Source organism: Gordonia sp. NPDC003585 (assembly GCF_040610755.1).
In the GTDB taxonomy this organism is placed as follows: Bacteria; Actinomycetota; Actinomycetes; order Mycobacteriales; family Mycobacteriaceae; genus Gordonia.
In genome coordinates, this window is record NZ_JBEXMX010000105.1 from 1 (window position 1) to 14,992 (window position 14,992).

Sequence of the window (14,992 nt, forward strand, 5' to 3'; positions counted from 1 at the left end):
CGGGCAATCGCGGATCGGCGGGAGGGGCTAGCTCGCCTCGAGGGTCAGGTCGACAACCTGCGGACCCGCGCCGAGTCGGTGGATGCCGAGGCCGCCCGTCTCACGGCCGCGGTGTCGGCGGCCACCGAACGCGCCGAAGCCGCTCAGTTGCAACAGGATTCGGCCGCCGCGGCCCTTGGTGAGCTGGAAGCGTCGGAACGAGCCCTCGACGAGCATCACGAACGCTGCGTGACCGCGCTGAACCTGTCGAACGAGCGGGTCGCCGCACTGCAGAACGAGCAACGAGAGGGCGAGCAGAAGATCGCCTCGCTGACCGCTCGGATCGATGCCCTCGCCGTCGGGCTCGAACGCAACGACGGTGGCACCTGGCTTGTCGAGAACGCGCCGGACGGCCTGCTCGGCCCGATGTCGGAGTTGCTGACGGTCGAGTCCGGCTACGAGACCGCGATCGCCGGCGCCCTGGGCCCCGCGGCGGATGCGATAGCGACCGTTGACGCGATGGCTGCGCTGCGCGCCCTCGAGGCGCTCAAGTCGGGAGATGGTGGTCGTGCCGCCCTCATCTGCGGCGGACTGTCGGCGTCGCCGCGTCGCAGTGATCCGTTGCCCGACGGGGTGCGTTGGGCGTCGTCGGTGACCGCGTGCCCAGACTCGGTTCGCGGGGCAGTCGAGCTGATTCTCGCCGACACCGTCGTCGTCGACGACGCGGCCCTGGGGCTTGCGGTGGCCCGCGAACGGGGAATTGTCGCCGTGACCCGCGACGGTGACCGAATCGGCTCGGCGGCCATCGTCGGGGGCTCCTCGCGGCGTCCGTCGACGCTCGAGGTGCAATCGGCGATCGACCTCGCGACCGGCGATCTGGCGGCCACCCGTCGTCGCGCCGAGGAGGTCGAAGCAGCGCTCGACGGCGCACTCACCGAACAGCGTGAACGGCGCGAGGCGGCCGAGGAGGCGCTCGCCGCCCTGCACGAATCCGATGCGAGTGTCGGTGGCGCCTACGAGTCGATGGCCCGGCTCGGTCAGGAGATCCGCACCGCACACGCCGAGATCGAGCGGCTGCTCCGGCAGCGCGCCACGGCCGAGGACGGGCGGTCGGAAACCCTCGAGCGGCTCGACGAGCTGACCGAGCGTCTTCGGCTGGCGCAGGACGAGACCGAATCGGTTCCGTCGGAGGGCGACGTCGACGATTCGGATCGGAGCGTGGCTGCCGAGGCCGTCACCGTGGCCCGGAGTGCCGAGATGGAGGCCCGGCTCGCGCTGCGGACAGCGGAGGAACGTCTCGCCTCGGTGCGCGGGCGGGCCGACTCGTTGCGCCGCGCTGCGCAGCGGGAACGCGACGCCCGTGAGCGGGCCAGGCAGCAGGACCTCATTCGTCGGCACGCTGCTGCGGTGGCGGCCGCGGTCGGTACGGCCGGCGCCGAGGTCTCCGCGCGATTGGCTGCCGCGGTCGCGACCGCGCAGGCCGGACGCGACGAACTCGAGGAGATCCGCGTGGCTCGCGGTGCCGCACTCGATGAACTCAAGCGTCAGGCCGCCGACCTCACCGGGCAGCTCAACGCATTGCGCGACACCGTGCACCGCGACGAACTCGCCCGTGCCCAGGTCGCGCTGCGCATCGAGCAGCTCGAGGAACAGATCCTGGAATCCTTTGCCGTCGCCCCTGATGACCTGATCGCCGAGTACGGACCCGACGTCGCAATGCCGCCGTCTGCCCTGGAGGTCCAGGAGTACGAGGACGCCAAGGCGCGCGGCGAACAGGTGGTTGCACCGGCGCCGATGCGCTACGACCGGGCAACTCAGGAGGCGCGGGCCAAGAAGGCGCAGAAGGATCTGAACACGCTCGGCAAGGTGAACCCGCTGGCGCTCGAGGAGTTCGCCGCGCTGGAAGAACGCTACAACTTCCTTTCTGCGCAGCTCGAGGACGTGAAAGCGGCCCGCAGGGATCTCCTCGAAGTGGTCGAGGAAGTCGACGCACGCATCCTGCAGGTGTTCACCGAGGCCTACGCCGACGTCGAGCGCGAGTTCTCGCAGGTCTTCGCCACCCTGTTCCCGGGCGGCGAGGGTCGCCTCGTGCTCACCGACCCTGCCGACATGCTCACGACCGGGATCGAGGTCGAGGCGCGACCGCCCGGCAAGAAGGTCAAACGGCTGTCGTTGCTGTCGGGCGGCGAGAAATCGCTCACCGCGGTGGCCATGCTGGTGGCCATCTTCCGCGCGCGGCCGTCGCCGTTCTACGTGATGGACGAGGTCGAGGCCGCCCTCGACGACACCAACCTGCGACGGCTGATCAGCCTGTTCGAGCAACTGCGTGAGCGGTCGCAGCTGATCGTCATCACCCACCAGAAGCCCACCATGGAAGTGGCCGACGCGCTCTACGGCGTCAGCATGCGAGGCGACGGCATCACGACCGTCATCTCGCAGCGTCTGCGCGGCGTGGACATCGCAGTGGGTTCGGGCTAGCCACCGAGCAGCCATCGAACCCCGGACAAGACGAGGACAGGACGAACTTTGGACACCGGAATCATCATCGGCATCGTCGTGGCCGTGATCGCGCTCATCGCGCTGATCACGCTGGGGCTCGTGCTGGCGCGTCGACGCCGGATCTCGCTGACCGACGACACCAGTAAGCCGGTCACCGACGGCACCTCCCGTCAGGTCGACAAATCCGGTGGCTACACCGCCGGATCGGGATTCAGCTTCAGTCAGGGGTCCGGGGGAACCACCGCACTGGCGGAACCGCCCGAGCCGGTCGAGCGCACCGAGGTCGACGGTCAGCCGGGCGTGGGCGACGACGCCTCGGTGCCGCGGGATTCGGCCAAACGCGGAATCCACGAGGTACGACTGCCCGATCTCGACACACCCGCGCAGGCGCCGACACCGGAGACTGTCGAGCCTGACGTTGCCGAGCCCGACGTTGTCGAGCCCGAAGTTGTCGAGCCGGATGTCACCGACACCGAGGAAGCTGTCCCCGAGGTCGTCGAACCCGATACGACCGAACCTGACACAGCCGAACCGGAGACGGCTGCACCCGAAGCGGTTGAATCCGATACGGCTGCAACGGCGATCCCCGACACGGCCGAGTCGGCGGCGACCGCACCGGCCCTCGACGAGATCGAACCCACCGCGGGCCGGCTCGGTCGCCTCCGGGGCCGGCTGTCGCGGTCGCAAGGCGCCATCGGCAAGGGCGTCCTCGGTCTGCTCGGTGCCGGTGACCTCGACGACGAGAGCTGGGAGGACATCGAGGACACCCTGGTGATGGCCGACCTCGGGTCCGCAACCACCGCCGAAGTGGTCGAACGACTCCGCGAGGAGTTGGCCACCAGCAACATCCGCACGGCCGACGAGGCCCGCGCGCTGCTCAAGCGCGTCCTGGTCGACGCACTCCGGCCCGACCTGGACCGCTCGGTGCGTGCCCTCCCGCACGCCGGCAGCCCGGCGGTGGTCCTCGTCGTGGGTGTGAACGGGACCGGTAAGACCACCACCACCGGCAAACTCGCGCGCGTCCTGGTGGCCGACGGCCGCCGGGTGCTGCTCGGTGCCGCCGACACCTTCCGTGCCGCAGCCGCCGACCAACTGCAGACCTGGGGCGAACGAGTCGGCGCAGAGGTGGTCCGGGGCAAGGAGAAGGCCGATCCGGCAGCGGTGGCCTTCGACGCCGTCGACCGCGGGATCGACACCGGCGTCGACGTCGTGATGATCGACACCGCCGGGCGTCTGCACACCAAGACCGGGCTGATGGACGAGCTCGGCAAGGTCAAGCGCGTGGTCGAGAAGAAGGCGCCGGTGGACGAGGTGCTGCTCGTCCTCGACGCCACGGTCGGCCAAAACGGCCTCACCCAGGCGCGAGTGTTCGCCGAGGTGGTCGACATCACCGGCGTGGTGCTGACCAAACTCGACGGAACCGCCAAGGGCGGCATCGTCTTCCACGTCCAGAAGGAGCTCGGTGTGCCGGTCAAGCTTGTAGGACTCGGCGAGGGCGCCGACGACCTCGCGCCGTTCGAACCGGAAGCATTCGTCGACGCGCTGCTCTGACATTTCCGCCTACGGATCGATTTGCTGTAGCCGACAACGCCTTTCGCGATGACGAATCAGCGCTCACAATTGCTTCGACAAGCCTGAGAGCTCGCCCAGGAAGCGACCTGGGACGTTACGTGCAGGAAATATAAATCGGCCACTGGTTCACGTGGTGGAAACACCAGGGCACCACTGCTGAAACCGTGTGCCGCGAGTCTCTTTGGAGGCGCCGAGCGGTCGGCGCACTCTGAGGAGGTTTCTTACAGTGGATTTGGCTCTCCTGCCAAACGACGCGTTCGGCAGTATTGACACAGGCGACACGGCCTTCATGATCGTGTCCGCTGCACTGGTGTTGTTCATGACCCCCGGTCTCGCCTTCTTCTACGGCGGCCTGGCTCGTGGCAAATCGGTGCTGAACATGATGATGATGTCGTTCGGGTCGCTGGCCACCGTCAGCGTCGTGTACGTCCTCTGGGGCTTCTCGATGGCGTTCAGCGACGGCATCACGGGTGATGACGACATCTGGGGTATCTTCGCGAATCCGTTCTCGCTGTTCGGATCCGGTCAGCTCGCCGACACAATCCCGGGCTACAACGAGCAGACTCAAGAGAGTTTCGACGCGGTCGTCACCGGAGGGTTGTCGATCCCGTCGTTCGTGTTCCTTGGCTTCCAGTTGACCTTCGCGGTCATCACCGTCGCCCTCATCAGTGGTGCGCTGGCCGAGCGTGTGAAGTTCTCGACCTGGCTGGTCTTCACCGTCATCTGGTCGACGATCGTGTACTTCCCGCTCTCGCACATGGTCTGGGGCGGCGGTCTGATGTCGAAGTCCGAGACCGGGTTCGCATCGTGGATCTTCGGTACCGAAGAGGTCGACGGCGAGATGGTCGCCAAGGTTCCGCCGATCGACTTCGCGGGTGGTACGGTCGTGCACATCAACGCCGGTATCGCGGCCCTGGTCCTCGTGCTCATCATCGGCAAGCGTGTCGGCTTCGGTCGCACCGCCTACCGTCCGCACAACATCCCGTTCGTCATGCTCGGTGCGGCCATCCTGTGGTTCGGCTGGTTCGGCTTCAACTCCGGTTCGGAACTTGCCGCCGACATGACCGCGGGCAAGGTGTGGGTCAACACCACGGCCGCAACCGCTGCAGCGATCATCGGCTGGCTCGTGGTGGAAGTCATCCGCGACAAGCACGCCACCAGCGTCGGTGCCGCCTCCGGTATCGTCGCCGGTCTGGTCGCGATCACCCCCGCCTGTGGTGCGCTCAACCCGGTCGGTTCGCTGATCCTGGGTGTCATCGCCGGCGCGCTGGCCGCGGTTGCCATCGGTCTGAAGAACAAGTTCGGCTACGACGACTCGCTCGACGTCGTCGGTGTGCACCTCGTTGCCGGTCTGTGGGGCACCATTGCGATCGGTCTGTTCGCGGTGCCCAATGACGCCGGCATCGGCGGTCTCTTCTGGGGTGGCGATTACAAGCAGCTCGTTATCCAGGTCGTCATCGCCGCCTTCGCACTGGCCTTCACCGGTGTGCTCACCGCAATCATCGCCTTCGCGCTCAAGCCGCTGGGCTGGCGTGTCGACGACGAAGAGGAGAAGACCGGCATCGATGAGGCCGAACATGCGGAGACAGCGTATGAACTGGCATGAAGCACCGACCGTTCGCGACTACGCTGAAACCCATGGAGAGGGATAACTCATGAAGCTGATCACCGCAATCGTCAAGCCGTTCACGCTCGAGGATGTCAAGGCGGGACTCGAACAGGCCGGAATCCTCGGCATGACCGTCAGTGAGGTCCAGGGCTACGGCCGCCAGAAGGGCCACACCGAGGTCTACCGCGGCGCCGAGTACTCGGTCGATTTCGTGCCCAAGGTTCGCGTGGAGGTCGTCGTGGACGACGCCGCCGTCGACAAGGTGGTGGACGTGATCGTCGAGGCGGCTCGGACGGGCAAGATCGGTGACGGAAAGGTCTGGGTCTCCCCGGTGGAGGCCGTGGTCCGCGTCCGCACCGGTGAGCGCGGCGGCGACGCTCTCTAGAAGCGGCGGGCCCGTGCCCTTTCTCAACACGACACACGGCCCCGCGTCTGACGACGAGTCAGGCGCGGGGCCGCGTGGTTCGTCACACACTGTAACCCCGGTGGCGGCAACGGATCTCGCCAAGACGCGGCGTCAACTCATCGAGTCGAGCCGGGCCGGCAAGCTCGACGCCCCCGGCCTGCGGCAGGTTCTGGTGGACCTGCACGAATTCTGGTTGACCAGCAAGGCAAGCGAACTCGGCATCCGGTCCAACAGCGGCTTCGCCATCGTCGCCGTCGGGGGGCTCGGCCGTGGAGAGCTGCTGCCACATTCGGACCTCGACCTCATCCTGTTGCACGACGACCAGGCGTCCGCCGATGTCTCCGAGGTCGCCGACGGACTCTGGTATCCGTTGTGGGACGCCAACATTCCGCTCGACCACAGCGTTCGCACGGTGCCGCAGGCGCTCCAGGTGGCCGCCGACGACCTCACCGCCGCACTCGGTCTGCTCGAGGCCCGGCACATCGCCGGCGACGAGGACCTGTCCGCGCTCCTGATCGGTGGAGTAAGGCAGCAGTGGCGCAATGACATTCGCAATCGGTTCGGTGGCGTGGTCGAACAAGCGCAGGACCGGTGGCGGCGGACGGGGGACATCGCTCACCGGGCCGAACCCGATCTCAAGAACGGTCGCGGTGGGTTGCGTGACGTGCAGCTGCTCGGTGCCCTGGCGATCGCCCAGCTCACCGACGGCATGGCGAGCCTGCGTCCGGATTCGCCGGGCGCCGGGCCACAGCTCGCGTACGCGAAGTTGCTGGACATCCGCACCGAACTGCATCGGATCGCCGGCCGCCCGCGCGAGCAGGTCCAGGCGCAGGACGCCGACGAGATCGGAGCGGCGCTGCGTATCGGCGACCGCTTCGACCTCGCCCGAGTGATCAGCGATTCCGCGCGCACCATCAGCTATTCGATCGATGTCGGGCTACGTACCGCCGGTAATGCGCTCCCGCGGCGCGGACTCGCGAAGCTTCGACGATCACCCATCCGCCGGCCCCTCGACGAGGGTGTGGTCGAGCACAACGGCGAGATCGTGTTGGCGCGCAACGCTATTCCCAGCAAAGACCCCGGCCTGATCCTGCGTGTGGCGTCCTCCTCGGCGCGCACCGGCCTGCCGATCAGTGCCTCGACGCTCAGTCGCCTGGCCGACTACGCGCCCGAACTGCGCGAACCGTGGCCTGCGGAGGCATTGTCGGATCTGTTGGTGCTGCTCAGCTCCGGCAGTCACATGGTCGACCCGATCGAGGCACTGGACCGGACCGGCCTGTGGGGCAGGTTGTTGCCGGAATGGGGTGCGGTGCGCGACCTTCCGCCGCGCGACGCCATCCACACGTGGACGGTGGACCGTCATCTCGTGGAGACGGCGGCGTACGCAAGTCAGATGACGACGCGCGTGTCCCGCCCGGATCTGTTGGTGCTCGGTGCGCTCATCCACGACCTCGGCAAGGGGCGCGGGGCCGACCACAGCATCGTGGGAGCCGAACTCGCGATCCAGGTCGGTAACCGCGTCGGGCTGTGGCCGCAGGATGTCGAGGTCCTCTCCGCCATGGTGCGCCATCATCTGCTGCTGCCGGCGGTGGCCACTCGCCGTGACCTCGATGATCCGGCGACCGCCGAGCAAGTGGTCGAGACCCTCGGACACAATCGCGTGCTCTTGGAGTTGTTGTCTGCGTTGGCGGAAGCGGATTCCAAGGCGACCGGACCGGGCGTCTGGGGGGAGTGGAAGGCGTCGCTGATCAACGACCTGGTCCGGCGGTCGATGCGGTTGATCGACGGCGGTGAACTCCCGACCGTCGAGCCGCTCACCCCGGAATTGCTCGAACTCGCCGAAAGTGCCGAATTCGCAGTGCAGTTGGTTCCGGCGGAGGGGCACACGCACCACATCGCGATGGTGGCGCCGGATCAGCCGGGGCTCCTGTCGAAGATGGCGGGCGTGCTGGCACTCAACGGACTCCGATCGCATTCGGCGACGGTCCAAGGACACGACGGTCGCGCGATCAACACGTTCGTGGTGGTGCCGCTTTTCGGCTCCCCGCCGGAGGCCGGCCTCATCCGGCAGCAGCTCATTGCTGCCGTCGAGGGCAAGATCGACGTGCTGGCCCGGCTCGACGCACGCGAACGGGAGTCCCCGATCCCCACCATCGGAACCGTCGCCGCGGGTCCGGGCGGGGCCGCCGTCGGTGCGTCGTCGGGCAGCACCGACCCGGCCGGCGAGGGTGCGGGCAACTCCAAGAACGCGGTGCCTGCTCTGTTCGCGGTCGCACCACCCCGGGTGTCGTGGGTCGATGCGCCGGCCGGCGAGGCGATGCTCGAAGTGCGTACCGACGATCGCATCGGATTACTGAGCCGGGTGAGCGCGGTCCTCGAACAACATGGGGCCGATGTGCGCTGGGCAAAGGTGGCGACCCTCGGTGCGACTGTGGTGGACACCTTCAACGTGCGGCTCTCGACCGACACCGAAGAGTCCCGAACGGCGCTGGCGGACGCGGTGCTCGCAGTGTGCCCGCCACCGCAACCGCGTGACGAGGACGACGAGGACGGTGGCCCGCAGAGTTACAGCGGCACCGGCCGATCGGGAGTGCCGATCAGCTGAACGCCCGGCAGCCATGGGAAGATGGGTGAATGTTCGATTCCCTCTCCGATCGGTTGACCGGTGCGCTCAAGGATCTGCGCGGCAAGGGACGCCTGTCCGACGCCGACATCGACCGCACCTGTCGCGAGATCCGTCTGGCGCTGCTCGAGGCGGACGTGTCGTTGCCGGTGGTGCGTGCCTTCATCGCGCGGATCAAGGAACGTGCCAAGGGCGCGGAGGTGTCCGCGGCGCTCAATCCGGCTCAGCAGGTCGTCAAGATCGTCAACGAGGAACTCATCGGGATCCTCGGCGGCGAGACCCGGCGGGTCACCTACGCCAAGACGCCGCCGACCGTCATCATGCTTGCAGGCCTGCAGGGTGCCGGTAAGACGACACTGGCCGGCAAGCTCGGCAACTGGCTCACCCAACAGGGGCACACCCCGATCCTGGTGGCCTGTGACCTGCAGCGTCCGGGGGCGGTCTCGCAGCTGCAGATCGTCGGCGAACGTGCCGGGGTGCCGGTCTACGCGCCACATCCGGGCACCAGCATCGGCGGCGAAGGCACGCTCGGCGTCAGCTCGGGTGACCCGGTGGCGGTCGCTCAGGCCGGTGTCGAGGAGGCCCGCAGGCAGCACTACGACGTGGTGATCATCGACACCGCCGGCCGTCTCGGCATCGACGAAGAGCTGATGCGGCAGGCAGCCGACATCCGCGATGCGACGCGTCCCGACGAGGTGCTCTTCGTCGTCGACGCCATGATCGGTCAGGACGCGGTGACCACCGCAGAGGCTTTCCAGAGCGGTGTCGGATTCACCGGCGTCGTGCTCACCAAGCTCGATGGCGACGCCCGTGGTGGTGCCGCCCTCTCGGTGCGCGAGGTGACCGGACGCCCCATCATGTTCGCGTCGTCGGGCGAGAAGCTCGAGGACTTCGACGTCTTCCACCCCGACCGGATGGCCAGCCGGATCCTCGGCATGGGCGATGTGCTCAGCCTCATCGAGCAGGCCGAGCAGCACTGGGACGCCCAGCAGGCCGAGGCCGCCGCCGCCAAGATCTCGCAGGGTGAGCTGACCCTCGAGGACTTCCTCGAGCAGATGCTGATGATCCGGAAGATGGGCCCCATCGGCAACATCCTCGGAATGCTCCCGGGTGCCGGGCAGATGAAGGATGCGCTCGCGCAGGTCGACGACAAACAGCTCGACCGCGTGCAGGCGATCATCCGGGGCATGACCCCCGCCGAACGCGACAATCCCAAGATCATCAACGCCTCCCGGCGCCTGCGCATCGCCAACGGCTCCGGCGTGACCGTCAGCGAGGTCAACCAGCTCGTCGACCGCTTCTTCGAGGCCCGCAAGATGATGGCCCAGATGTCGGGGCGCATGGGCATGGGCGGTGTGGGCCGCAAGTCCAACCGCAAGAAGGGCAAGGGCAAGAAGGGGAAGGGCCGCGGCCCGACGCCGCCGAAGGTGCGTGGCGGGTTCCCGGGCATGCCGGGTGGATTCCCGGACCTGTCGGGAATGCCCGCGGGTCTCGATCAGTTGCCGCCCGGACTCGAAGGCATCGACGTCTCCCAGTTCCAGCAGCCCAAGAAGAAATAGCCCGACGATGGCGTCGCCCGGGCACTACCGCGGACGGGACCCCTTCACCGGGGAACCGATCGAATTCTGGGTGGTCGGCGACACCATCACCCACAGCGAGGTGCCCGGCTCGGACACGGTTGCCGACGGCGGATGGATCGTCCCCGGTCTGGTCGACGCGCACAACCACGTCGGCATCGCACCGGGTCTCGGCGTCACCATCGAACAGGCCCGCCAATACGCCTACGCCGATGCACGGGCCGGCACCCTGCTCATCCGCGAGGTCGGCTCGCCGCTGGACACCCATGCACTCGACGACGACCCGGCGTGTCCGCGGTTCATTCGTTCCGGCAAGCACATCGCGCGGCCCAAGCGATACCTGCGCGACTACGGCGTCGACCTCGACGACCCCGACGACCTGCCCGCCGAGGTCGCCCGGCAGGCGCAGGCGGGGGACGGCTGGGTGAAGCTGGTCGGGGACTGGATCGATCGCGACGCCGGCGACCTCGCGCCGTTGTGGGATCGCGATCAGCTCGCCGCTGCGGTGTCGACCGCACATGAACACGGCGCACGCATCACCGCACACGTGTTCGGCACCGACGCCCTCGTCGACCTCATCGACGTCGGCGTGGACTGCATCGAACACGGCACCGGTCTCACCCCCGACCTCCTCGATCGGATGGTGAACCGTTCAATTGCGCTGGTGCCCACGCTGATTCAGGTGGACAACTTCCCGCAGATCGCCGCGGGAGCCGACCGCTTCCCGACCTACGGCGCCCACATGCGTGCCCTGCACGCGACCGCCACCGACGTCTTCGCCGCGGCCCGGGAGGCGGGTGTGACGATGTTCGCCGGCACCGATGCGGGCGGGTTCGTCGAGCACGGCCGCATCGTCGACGAGATCGAACGCCTCGCCACCGTCGGCATGGGGCCCGCCGACGCGCTGGCGGCCGCGACCACCGCCCCTCGTGCCTGGCTGGGTGCCGGCGCCCTGGGCGACGGGGATCGAGCCGATTTCCTGGTTCTGCCGGAGGACCCGTGCGACGACCTCGCCGTTCTCCGCCATCCGACCGCTGTCGTCTGTTCGGGCCTGGCGCTCGTGTGACCAATTCCACTGGGAGAGGTCTTGGGGCCCGTACTTACTGGTCGGTAAGATAGCCGTGACGTTGCACCCGGCGGTCGCCCCAATCGCCGTCATTCTCTGTGCGACGCATTCTCGGGGTGGGTCGTGGGCATGTGGTCTCCCTTCGCGGGGTGGGTGACCACATGCCGACGCGACACGGTGGCGCCGATCGGGTCGTCTGCGTCGGATTCTGCTTCTGGGGCGGATTTCTGTTGCAGGGTCCCGATCTGGCACAATTGCGTGCTGGTTCGTCGGATCCGGTCACGCGCCGACCGACGGTCACACCAGAACAGATCGCAAAACCGGGCCCGTCACACCGGGCGGGCCGCTGAATTGCGCAGTGACCACTGAAAGAGGCAACACATGGCTGTCAAGATCAAGCTCACGCGGCTCGGCAAGATCCGCAACCCGCAGTACCGCATCGTCGTCGCCGACGCTCGGACCCGCCGCAACGGCCGGGTGATCGAGACCATCGGCAAGTACCACCCCAAGGAAGAGCCGAGCCTGATCGAGGTCGACTCCGAGCGCGCGCAGTACTGGCTGGGTGTCGGTGCGCAGCCGACCGAACCCGTCGCCGCGATCCTCAAGGTCACCGGTGACTGGCAGAAGTTCAAGGGCCTGCCGGGCGCCGAGGGCACCCTGAAGACCGCCGAGGCCAAGCCGTCCAAGCTGGACCTGTTCAACGCCGCACTCGCGGCTGCCGACAGCGAGCCGGTCGCCGAGGCCACCACCCCGAAGAAGAAGGCCGCCAAGAAGGACGACGAGGCCGCCGCCGACGCCCCGGCCGCCGAGGAAGCACCCGCCGCCGAGGCCGGCGCGTGAGTGCAGTTGTCGCCGACGCCGTCGAGCACCTGGTGCGCGGCATCGTCGCCAATCCCGACGACGTCTGCGTCGACCTCGTGACCGGTCGCCGGGGACGCCTCGTCGAGGTTCACGTGAACCCCGAGGATCTCGGCAAGGTCATCGGCCGCAACGGCCGTACGGCCACCGCACTGCGGACCCTCGTCGCCGGCATCGGCGGCAAGGGGATGCGAGTCGACATCGTCGACACCGATCGCTGAGCCGACCAGAACAGCGATGGACCTCGTCGTCGGCCGTGTCGTCAAGTCGCACGGTGTGCGCGGAGAGGTCGTCGTCGACATTCGCACCGACGATCCGGATCGCCGGTTTGCCCCGGGTGCCGTCCTGCGCGGACGGCTCCCCAAGGGCGCCGGAGATCGCGACTTCACCGTGACAGCCGCCCGGGAACATTCCGGGCGGCTGTTGCTGTCACTTGCCGAAGTGTCGGATCGTACTGCGGCGGACGGGATGCGCGGCGTGCTGTTCCTCATCGACAGCAGCGAGGCGGAGCCGTCGGACGACCCCGACGAGTTCTACGACCACGAACTCGAGGGCGTCGCGGTGTCGACCGTCGACGGCGCGGCGGTCGGGGTGGTGGAGTCGGTGTTGCATCTGCCCGGCGGCGAGTTGCTCTCTGTGCGAACCGAAGACGGTCGCGAAGTGTTGGTACCGTTCGTGCGGCAGATCGTGCCCACCGTGACCCGGGAATCGATCGTCATCGATCCGCCGGACGGGCTCCTGGACGAGGTCGAGTGACATGCAGATCGACGTCGTCTCGATTTTCCCCGAATACCTCGATCCGCTGCGATTTGCCTTGCTGGGCAAGGCAATAGATGCGGGCCGGATCGACGTTGCAGTGCACGACCTGCGGGACTGGACGCACGACGTCCATCGCAGCGTCGACGACTCGCCCTACGGCGGCGGTCCGGGGATGGTGATGAAGCCCGACGTCTGGGGGCCGTGCCTGGACAGCGTGTGCCCGGACGACGCGCTGCTCGTGGTGCCCACGCCGGCAGGCATGCCGTTCACTCAGGCGACAGCCGCGCGGTGGAGCACCGAGTCGCACGTGGTGTTCGCGTGCGGTCGATACGAGGGAATCGACCAGCGCGTGTTCGACGACGCGGCCACGCGGGTCCGGGTCGAAGAGGTGTCGCTCGGCGACTTCGTCCTCATCGGTGGGGAAGTGGCCGCCATGGCCATGATCGAGGCCACCGTTCGGTTGCTACCCGGCGTGCTCGGCAATCCGAGGTCGCACCAAGAGGATTCATTCTCCGACGGGCTGCTCGAAGGCCCCAGTTACACCCGTCCCGAGACGTGGCGCGGACTCGCGGTGCCGTCGGTGTTGCTCAGTGGCGATCATGCTCGCGTCGACGCGTGGCGTCGTGAGCAGGCGTTGGACCGCACCCGGCGACGGCGACCCGATCTGCTCGATGGCGGCTTCGCTCGGCCGGATGGCGGTTTCACCGAGCCTCGACCGGACGATGTGAACGAATCCTGATCGAACCGGCCGGTTGCGGCTACGATCGTCGGGTACTGCTCTGTGGGGGTCCGGTCGGAAGCACGAGGGGGCGTGGTCATCGATACCGATAGCTACTCGGTGATGCTCACCGAACTCGAGCGCCAGCGGACCGAACTCGACCGCGCCCGATCGTCGTTGGCCGAGTTGACCTCTCGCGCAGTCAGTGCCGACCGGTTGGTGTCGGTGACCGTCAATGCGCGTGGCCTGCCGGTGGACATCTCCATCGAGCCGATCGCCCTGCGCCGGTACCGTGCCGACGCGCTCTCGACACTTCTGACCGACCTCGCCGGCCAGGCCGACGAAGCCCTTCGGACGCGGCGGGCCGCCATTCTCGAAGCTGCTGCGGCGCCGCAGCCGACTCTTGCTGACCTTCGAGAACTGTTGCGGGACAGCGATAATGACTGAACCTGTGGGGATGAATGCGGTGTCTGCGGATGCCGTCTCGATGGATGCCGCGGCGATGGCGGAGCTGACCGATCGGCTGTCCACCGCTCACCACGCATTGGAGTCGGTGGCTGCCGACCTCGCGGCGTTGCTCACCGACGTCGACTCGGCGCTCGGCGTCGGGGATGCGGCGCAGGCGTTTCGTCGTGGCTTCGTGTCCTGTACCGACGCGGCATCGTCGTCGCTGGCGGAACTCTGCGGCCAAGCGCACGACCATCTGACATCGGTGGCCGACGGCGCCGACGCGATTGCTGCAACGGACGACGGGCTCCGACGCGGCCTGCGCCCGACGAACCAGAGCTGCAGCGGATCGTGAACCAGGGTGCGGCTGACGTGTCGAGCGAGGTCTGGGATGCGCCGACCTATGCCGAGGATCTGCTACCCGGTTCGTGGCCGAGTGCCGACGAGGAGGCGTTGCGCACCCAGGCGCTGCGCTGCCGCGGCCTTGCCGACCACATTCGGCAGATCGGAGGTGACATCGAGCGAGCACGATCCGAGTACGCACACGGCAGGGGAGTGTTCGCCGAGAATGTCGACCTCGGATTGCATCGAATCGTCGGGGCGGATACCGGAACCGGCGCCACGGCCGACCGGCTCGATGTGATGGCAGGTCGGCTGGACCGCTTCGCCGACGTGGTGGCCGACACACGCCGTGCGGTGTCGGCGATCGCGGCGATCACCGATCGCGATGTTCGGCGCGCCGAGTTGCTCGCGATCCTCGGTGACGATTCGGCGCGGGTGGTGGCGGCAAGTTCGGGCCGGCTGGCGTTGACCGCGGCCGGCGACGACTACACCGACCGTGCCGACGCGGCCGGCAAGCACGAGCCGGGTGCTCTCGAC

General features: G+C 67.8%; 13 protein-coding genes and 1 pseudogene. All 14 read left to right on the forward strand.

Annotation, left to right across the window (positions count from 1 at the left end; genetic code table 11):
- Positions 1–2,457 (forward strand): AAA family ATPase (locus ABZW74_RS21675; RefSeq protein WP_355279267.1); only part of this gene is annotated, 2,457 nt, incomplete at its 5' end.
- 48 nt (positions 2,458–2,505) lie between these two features.
- The gene (ftsY, locus tag ABZW74_RS21680) at positions 2,506–4,029 is read left to right on the forward strand and encodes a signal recognition particle-docking protein FtsY (RefSeq protein WP_240862581.1); all 1,524 of its coding nucleotides are present in this window, start codon (positions 2,506–2,508) and stop codon (positions 4,027–4,029) included.
- 247 nt (positions 4,030–4,276) lie between these two features.
- The gene (locus tag ABZW74_RS21685) at positions 4,277–5,656 is read left to right on the forward strand and encodes an ammonium transporter (protein WP_355279270.1); all 1,380 of its coding nucleotides are present in this window, start codon (positions 4,277–4,279) and stop codon (positions 5,654–5,656) included.
- Positions 5,657–5,705: 49 nt separating this feature from the next.
- Positions 5,706–6,044, forward strand: a complete 339-nt coding sequence (locus ABZW74_RS21690; RefSeq protein WP_240862585.1) for a P-II family nitrogen regulator — start codon at positions 5,706–5,708, stop codon at positions 6,042–6,044.
- Positions 6,045–6,057: 13 nt separating this feature from the next.
- Complete coding sequence (locus tag ABZW74_RS21695; protein WP_240862587.1) at positions 6,058–8,670, forward strand: [protein-PII] uridylyltransferase; 2,613 nt, start codon at positions 6,058–6,060, stop codon at positions 8,668–8,670.
- 29 nt (positions 8,671–8,699) lie between these two features.
- Positions 8,700–10,247: a signal recognition particle protein gene (gene ffh, locus ABZW74_RS21700; RefSeq protein WP_355279273.1), complete on the forward strand. Its 1,548-nt coding sequence runs from the start codon at positions 8,700–8,702 to the stop codon at positions 10,245–10,247.
- A 7-nt stretch (positions 10,248–10,254) separates the two neighbouring features.
- On the forward strand, positions 10,255–11,331 hold the full coding sequence (locus ABZW74_RS21705; protein ID WP_240862591.1) for an amidohydrolase family protein: 1,077 nt from the start codon (positions 10,255–10,257) through the stop codon (positions 11,329–11,331).
- A 381-nt stretch (positions 11,332–11,712) separates the two neighbouring features.
- A complete protein-coding gene (gene rpsP, locus ABZW74_RS21710; RefSeq protein WP_355279276.1) occupies positions 11,713–12,171 on the forward strand; it encodes a 30S ribosomal protein S16 in 459 nt (152 codons plus the stop codon).
- Positions 12,168–12,410 (forward strand): RNA-binding protein, encoded by a 243-nt coding sequence (locus ABZW74_RS21715; protein WP_355279279.1) that lies wholly within the window; start codon positions 12,168–12,170, stop codon positions 12,408–12,410. Before rpsP ends, ABZW74_RS21715 begins: the two co-directional genes overlap by 4 nt.
- Positions 12,411–12,426: 16 nt before the next feature.
- Positions 12,427–12,945, forward strand: a complete 519-nt coding sequence (rimM, locus tag ABZW74_RS21720) for a ribosome maturation factor RimM (RefSeq protein WP_355279282.1) — start codon at positions 12,427–12,429, stop codon at positions 12,943–12,945.
- Position 12,946: 1 nt separating this feature from the next.
- Positions 12,947–13,687, forward strand: a complete 741-nt coding sequence (trmD, locus tag ABZW74_RS21725) for a tRNA (guanosine(37)-N1)-methyltransferase TrmD (RefSeq protein ID WP_240862599.1) — start codon at positions 12,947–12,949, stop codon at positions 13,685–13,687.
- Positions 13,688–13,789: 102 nt separating this feature from the next.
- The gene (locus ABZW74_RS21730; RefSeq protein ID WP_240862604.1) at positions 13,790–14,113 is read left to right on the forward strand and encodes a YbaB/EbfC family nucleoid-associated protein; all 324 of its coding nucleotides are present in this window, start codon (positions 13,790–13,792) and stop codon (positions 14,111–14,113) included.
- Positions 14,106–14,468: a hypothetical protein gene (locus ABZW74_RS21735; RefSeq protein ID WP_240862600.1), complete on the forward strand. Its 363-nt coding sequence runs from the start codon at positions 14,106–14,108 to the stop codon at positions 14,466–14,468. The genes ABZW74_RS21730 and ABZW74_RS21735 overlap by 8 nt, the downstream gene beginning before the upstream one ends.
- A 17-nt stretch (positions 14,469–14,485) precedes the next feature.
- Positions 14,486–14,992 (forward strand): annotated as a pseudogene (locus tag ABZW74_RS21740) (hypothetical protein); the annotation flags it as partial.

Excerpts from the sequence above, each read along its gene's own strand:
- ABZW74_RS21690 (WP_240862585.1), top strand. The coding sequence starts at position 5,706 with ATGAAGCTGATCACCGCAATCGTCAAGCCGTTCACGCTCGAGGATGTC.
- ffh (WP_355279273.1), top strand. The coding sequence starts at position 8,700 with ATGTTCGATTCCCTCTCCGATCGGTTGACCGGTGCGCTCAAGGATCTG.
- ABZW74_RS21705 (WP_240862591.1), top strand. The coding sequence starts at position 10,255 with ATGGCGTCGCCCGGGCACTACCGCGGACGGGACCCCTTCACCGGGGAA.
- rpsP (WP_355279276.1), top strand. The coding sequence starts at position 11,713 with ATGGCTGTCAAGATCAAGCTCACGCGGCTCGGCAAGATCCGCAACCCG.
- rimM (WP_355279282.1), top strand. The coding sequence starts at position 12,427 with ATGGACCTCGTCGTCGGCCGTGTCGTCAAGTCGCACGGTGTGCGCGGA.
- trmD (WP_240862599.1), top strand. The coding sequence starts at position 12,947 with ATGCAGATCGACGTCGTCTCGATTTTCCCCGAATACCTCGATCCGCTG.
- ABZW74_RS21730 (WP_240862604.1), top strand. The coding sequence starts at position 13,790 with ATGCTCACCGAACTCGAGCGCCAGCGGACCGAACTCGACCGCGCCCGA.
- ABZW74_RS21735 (WP_240862600.1), top strand. The coding sequence starts at position 14,106 with ATGACTGAACCTGTGGGGATGAATGCGGTGTCTGCGGATGCCGTCTCG.